The sequence below is a fragment of the Mesonia sp. K4-1 genome (assembly GCF_008017825.1).
Taxonomy (GTDB): domain Bacteria; phylum Bacteroidota; class Bacteroidia; order Flavobacteriales; family Flavobacteriaceae; genus Mesonia.
Window position 1 is genome coordinate 1 of record NZ_VRLS01000050.1, and the last position, 1,422, is coordinate 1,422.

General features: G+C 35.1%; 2 protein-coding genes. One reads left to right on the top strand and one right to left on the bottom strand.

Annotated elements, in window-relative coordinates; translation table 11 throughout:
* The coding region (locus tag FT986_RS08145) for a DUF4138 domain-containing protein (protein ID WP_147864653.1) at positions 1 to 659 on the top strand (659 nt) is incomplete at its 5' end.
* A gap of 52 nt (positions 660 to 711) precedes the next feature.
* Here FT986_RS08145 and FT986_RS08150 read toward each other — a convergent pair.
* On the bottom strand, positions 712 to 1,422 hold a 711-nt coding region (locus FT986_RS08150; RefSeq protein WP_147864654.1), incomplete at its 5' end, for a site-specific integrase.

Below are 1,422 nucleotides of genomic sequence, written 5' to 3' on the forward strand. Positions count from 1 at the left end.
ATAATCGGGATAAAGAGCAATATTTAGGTTTACTTCAAGCCAAACGTGGGGAAGAGAGTAACTTGCTTGTGGTAAATGCCGACGGATCAGTGTATTCCTTTATTTTAAAATACAAGGAAAAGTTAGATCAACTCAATTATTTTATATCTAAAACCCAAAGTATAGGAAGCCAGATACCTGGCATAAAGCAAGCTCCGTTTCAAGAGAAAAGTGTACAAAAATTTACAGATGCTTTATATTACCCACGTTTTTGTGCCTATTTAATGAAGCAAGAACGAAGAACAATAGGAGTGAGGAACCGATCTTACGGAATAAAACTTCAAGTACAGAACATTATTTTTGAAAACAATGAGCTCTACATTGTAATAGAAATTGAAAACAAGTCGTCCTTGGACTATGACGTGAATTTCCTAGATTTTTACGTTGAGACACGAAAAAAAGGGAAAAAAAAGTCTCTGCAGAAACTTCTAAAATCACCAATATACACGTATCATATGCCCAAAAAAATTAGAGAAGGTCAAACCCATCAATTGGTGTACGTATTGCCCAAATTTTCCTTAGCCAATGACAAAAGGCTAAAGATTGAACTTCATGAAAAATATGGAGAACGGAATATTCAACTTAAAATCAAAAACAAAAATATCAACAATCCGAACTAATATTATAACAGAGAAACTTAATTTAATTATTAGAATAAACAACCTTGATCAATTACCTCAAGGTTGTTTCTTGTTTACGACTCATTTTATTTTTTAAAGCCTCCATGTCATTTGCAATCTTTTTGTCCACTACACGCGCATATATCTGTGTGGTTGCAATTTTGTGGTGCCCCAATAGCTTTGACACGGTCTCTATGGGTACCCCGTTTTCTAGGGTTACACTTGTGGCGAAGGTATGTCGTGCCGTATGAAAACTTAATTTTTTGCGGATCCTGAGTTTCTTAGCGATTACTTTTAGGTATTGATTGGTTTTTTGATTGGAATAAATAGGCAATAGGTTATCACTTATATTATTTTTAGTTCCTTTTTGATACTTAAGAATGATGGCTTCTGCTTCAGGCAATAGAGGGATTCTTACGCTGGTATTTGTTTTTTGCCGTTTGGTGTAGATCCATTGTTGCTTTTGATCTGGAGAGTGAATATGGTCCCAAGTAAGTTTCTTGACATCCATATAAGATAGTCCCGTATAACAGGCGAAAACAAAAATATCTTTGGTCAGCTCAATTCCTTTTTTTTCAAAAGTTGAAAATTGAATTTTTTCCAATTCTCCTTGAGTAAGATAGACCATATCCACAGGTTCAAACCTTAACTTGAACCTACTGGTCGGGTTTTTCTCAATCCATTCTAGATCCATGGCCAAGCGCATAACTTTCTTGAACCTTTCAATATGTTTCATTACCCCATTGTTGTGAAGGTCGGGTTG